At 59.2% G+C, this 4,241-nt stretch carries 5 protein-coding genes; 1 reads left to right on the top strand and 4 read right to left on the bottom strand.

Annotated features, from left to right (window positions below):
* Nucleotides 1-68: 68 nt before the first annotated feature.
* Nucleotides 69-1,265 (bottom strand): IS256 family transposase, encoded by a 1,197-nt coding sequence (locus AC1ECN_RS38300; RefSeq protein ID WP_477956017.1) that lies wholly within the window; start codon nucleotides 1,263-1,265, stop codon nucleotides 69-71.
* A 148-nt stretch (nucleotides 1,266-1,413) separates the two neighbouring features.
* Between AC1ECN_RS38300 and AC1ECN_RS38295 the strand changes: the two genes are divergently transcribed.
* Complete coding sequence (locus AC1ECN_RS38295; RefSeq protein WP_130725988.1) at nucleotides 1,414-1,632, top strand: hypothetical protein; 219 nt, start codon at nucleotides 1,414-1,416, stop codon at nucleotides 1,630-1,632.
* 302 nt (nucleotides 1,633-1,934) lie between these two features.
* On the opposite strand, the gene zwf is transcribed toward AC1ECN_RS38295, so the two are convergent.
* From zwf to AC1ECN_RS38280, 3 genes are all read right to left on the bottom strand, one after another.
* Complete coding sequence (zwf, locus tag AC1ECN_RS38290) at nucleotides 1,935-3,401, bottom strand: glucose-6-phosphate dehydrogenase (RefSeq protein WP_018480207.1); 1,467 nt, start codon at nucleotides 3,399-3,401, stop codon at nucleotides 1,935-1,937.
* A 341-nt stretch (nucleotides 3,402-3,742) separates the two neighbouring features.
* Complete coding sequence (locus tag AC1ECN_RS38285; protein WP_164567186.1) at nucleotides 3,743-3,919, bottom strand: hypothetical protein; 177 nt, start codon at nucleotides 3,917-3,919, stop codon at nucleotides 3,743-3,745.
* Nucleotides 3,920-4,192: a helix-turn-helix domain-containing protein gene (locus AC1ECN_RS38280; RefSeq protein ID WP_011649322.1), complete on the bottom strand. Its 273-nt coding sequence runs from the start codon at nucleotides 4,190-4,192 to the stop codon at nucleotides 3,920-3,922.
* Nucleotides 4,193-4,241 lie beyond the last annotated feature (49 nt).

Here is a 4,241-nt window from a genome sequence, read left to right as displayed (position 1 = left end):
GGATCGTGTCCCATGGAGTGGTGTAGCTTCGGCGCTCGCCGTGCCTTCCGGACAGAGCCGGGAATGGATCAGCTTGCCGCTGGCAGGCTGATGAGCGGATCATCGCTCATAGTGGCGATTGTCTCAAGTGTCATGTAGCGGGATCGCTGGACGGCCCATTCATCGTTCTGTTCGAGCAGCAGCGCCCCGACCAGGCGCACGATGGCGTCATCGTTGGGGAAGATGCCGACCACCTCTGTCCGTCGCTTGATCTCGCCGTTCAATCGCTCGATAGGGTTGGTCGAGTGCAACTTGGTCCAGTGCGCCTTGGGAAAGGTCATGTAGGCGAGCACGTCCTGCTCGGCGCTGTCCATGAGGGTTGCAAGCTTCGGCACCTTCGGCCTGATCTGGTCGGCGACATTGCGCCATTGGATGCTTGCCGCCTCGGGCGTATCCTGGGCAAAGGCGGTGGCGATAAATGCGGAGACGACGCGGCGTCCGCTCTTTCCAGCATGGGCCAAGGCATTGCGCATGAAGTGGACCCTGCAGCGCTGCCAGGTGGCGGAAAGCACCTTCGATACGGCTGCCTTGATGCCCTCGTGCGCATCGGAGACGACGAGCTTGGCGCCGCGCAGGCCCCGTCTTGTCAGCTTGCGAAGGAATTCCGTCCAGATCGCCTCAGCCTCGGACGTGCCGATTTCCATGCCGAGCACCTCGCGTCGGCCGTCGGTGTTGACGCCCACCGCAATGATGACGGCGACAGAGACGATGCGCCCGCCGCGACGAACCTTGAGGTAGGTCGCGTCGATCCAGAGATAGGGCCATTCACCTTCAATCGGCCGGTCGAGGAATGCCTTCACCTTGTCGTCGATCTCCTCGCAAAGCCTTGAGACCTGGCTCTTGGAGATGCCCGACATGCCCATGGCCTTGACCAGGTCGTCGACGGATCGGGTCGAAACTCCCTGAATGTAGGCTTCCTGGATCACGGCCGTCAGAGCCTTCTCCGCCATGCGGCGTGGTTCGAGAAAGCTCGGGAAATAGCTGCCTGTGCGAAGCTTGGGAATTCGCAGCTCGACGGTGCCCGCCCGTGTCTCCCAATCCCGGTCGCGATAGCCGTTGCGCTGGGCAAGTCGAAAGCCATTCTTCTCGCCGTAGCCCGCCCCGGTCTTCGTCCCGACCTCCAGCGCCATCAGCYKCTCGGCMGCAAAGCCGATCATCTCRCGYARCAAATCKGCGTCGGCACTCTTCTCAACAAGCGAGCGCASGTYCATCATATCGTCGGTCATCGGTRGTCTTTCYATCAGGTTGGTCTTGAACAACCCGACCCTACCGGAAAAACACTGGTGACCACCGCTACCTTGCTACACCACGTCCTGGGACACGATCCGGGACAGCTAGAGACAGCACGTCCGCATCTCCTGAAGTAGGACCTTGATGAACGCGGATATGATAGCCGCCTGGGCGGTGGAAAATGGATTCCATGCGATGGATTCCGGGAATTATCGTCGTCATGACAATGCAGGCGTGATCACGATCGAGATAAAGAGGATGTCATTCCTCCTCATCGATGAGAGGCAAGGATTGCGACCGCGCCTCATATCGCGGTTGTTCAAAGACATATCCCTCAGGACGACGTTGCAGCGGGTTGCATAGCTCGTTCGCCGCTCAGCAAACAGGGGCTGTGATCGGCTGCAATACTGAACCGAACACCCGCCTCCTGACGCCCGAAATCCGTTCGCTGCAAGGTACCGACGGCGGCGACGAAATAAACGATGTATCAAAAGACCGAAATCTGCACAAATGCAGGTCCACGCACCAATGCCACTTCGGAACTGAGCATTAGCGGTCGAAGCTCGGTTTCCTGCACGTCTCTGCCAACGTCATTTTATTKGGATTGTTCGCAATTGGTCGGCGCCATTCCGACCGCCGGCATCGATCCAACTTTTGACCGTCAATCACCCTTTTGCCGCATCCCTCCAGGCGCGCTCGAACGGCAGGCGCCAGGCGTGGGGGGCAATGAGTTGGTGGATCGACTTCGGCCCCCAGCCGCCCTGGTCGTAGAGGCGTACGGGCGGCGGGTTATCGAGGAGAGATTGGGAAACCTCCCAGAGCCGCTCAATACCCTCGGCCGTAGTGAACAGCGTGTGGTCACCGCGCATGGCGTCGAGGATCAGACGCTCATAAGCCTCCAGAACTTCGCCAATCAGGCCGGTTTCGCTCATGGCGAATTGCAGCGAGAGCTTGTCGAGCCGGAAGCCCGGGCCAGGGCGCTTGCCATAGAAGGAAAGCGAGACCTTGGAGGCATCAGCGAGGTCGAAGGTGAGGTGGTCAGGGCCCTGTGCCCCCACGCCAGATCCCGCAGGGAACATCGATTTCGGGGGCTCGCGGAATGCGATCGAAATAATGCGCTGCCCCTCGGCCATGCGCTTGCCTGTACGCAGGTAGAAGGGCACTCCGGCCCAGCGCCAGTTGTCGATGGCGCATTTTAGGGCGATGAAGGTGTCAGTGTCGCTTTCGGGATCGACACCAGGCTCATTACGGTAGCCAATGTATTGACCGCGCACCACGTCGCGCGGCTCAATCGGCAACATGGAGCGGAACACCTTGTTCTTCTCTTCCGAGATTGGCGCAGGCTCAAGAGCAGTGGGCGGCTCCATCGCCATGAAGGCGAGGATCTGGAAGAGGTGGGTCACCACCATGTCACGATAGGCGCCGGTGGTCTCGTAAAAGGCGGCGCGAGTGGAAAGGCCGAGCGTCTCCGGGACGTCGATCTGCACATGGTCGATGAAGTTGCGGTTCCAGATTGGTTCGAACAGGCCATTGGCAAATCGGAAGGCCAGGATGTTTTGCGCCGGCTCCTTGCCGAGGAAATGGTCGATGCGGAAGATCTGCTTCTCGTCGAACACCTCGTGCAGCTTCTTGTTCAGTGCAACGGCACTGGCAAGGTCCGTGCCGAAGGGCTTTTCCATAATGATACGCGAGCGTTCAGTCAGCTCAGCCTGGGCAAGGAGTTGCACGGCCAGAAGGGCGGCACTTGGTGGCACGGATAAATAATGCACGCGCCGCGTCTCGGCGCCCAGTGCTTCCTCGGCCCTGTCGACCGCTTCCTTGAGAGCATTGGCGCCTGCTGCGAGCGGGACATAGTCGAGCGATGCGGCAAACGCTTCCCATTCGGACTGCGAGAACTTGCGAGTCAAGAACTTGTCCAGCGAGTCACGGGCGATGGTGCGGAAGGCATCCGCGTCGATGTCGTCGAGCGAGACGCCGATAATGCGGCACCCTGGGATGAAGCCCGCATTGGTGAGGTGGAACAGCCCGGTCAGTAGCTTGCGCCGTGAGAGATCGCCCGTTGCGCCGACAAGCACAACGACCTGTGGATAGCCGGGGCCAACCCGAGTTGAATTCTTGCGCAAAACACTCATCCTCAAGTCTTCCGTTGTCCCTTGGGGATGGAGGTCGACCCCGGCTCCGAACTGCCGCGAAGCGGCTATCTTCGTGCGTGATGCCATGACGTTGAAGCTCACCCCTCAAAGCTTAAATAGACGCATGGATTGCGTAGCGGAGCAAGGGGGCGGCGATACCGTCCCGAAGTGCCGCGTCTTAGCGACTTCGGTCGCTCGTTTGTCGACTTTCTCGATACCAAGGTCTTCAGACCTCATTTCGTCAGATGACCCAACTCAGAGGCGCAGGGCGGTCATTGACAGCAAATTCAACGCTGCCAGCGSTCGGGGCTCCGATGTCAGTTGCCTTTGAATGCCGTTTGTCAAAGATCGAGTTTTGTAGTCAGGGCAGCGTTCCATCCGAAGGTGACGCCCTCGCCAGCCAGCCATTCAAACCGTCGAACCTTGCTGCGTATTAAGGCCAACAGGATGGTCACGAGTTCGAACCCTTCAAGGCGGCCAAGCTGAAGGTGCCCAGACGGACGAAAACGCTCCACCATTCACCTGCCGGGTTCCTTTTGTTTTCTGCCTGACCGAAGAGGCTTGGGCTTGGGAGCGCGTGGATCAATTTCTGCGAATAAAGCTGAAACGTTCACCGAAAGAACCCTCGCAAACGCCTCGAGCGTTGCGACGGTGACATTTTCCATGCCTCTCTCGACCCGTCCGACATACGAGCGGTCGATCTCGGCCTCGAGAGCCAGTCTTTCCTGAGAGAGACCTTTGGCCACACGAAGTCGTCTGAGATTCCAGCCGATGGTTTGTCGAACGTCCATCCCATAACAAACGCATATTCACGGCTTGACAATCGACGGACTGATAGTC

Source organism: Rhizobium sp. 01N447_2, from assembly GCF_056399245.1.
The sequence above is the reverse complement of the archived record's forward strand: the minus strand, read 5'-3'. Positions and strand labels throughout refer to the sequence as shown.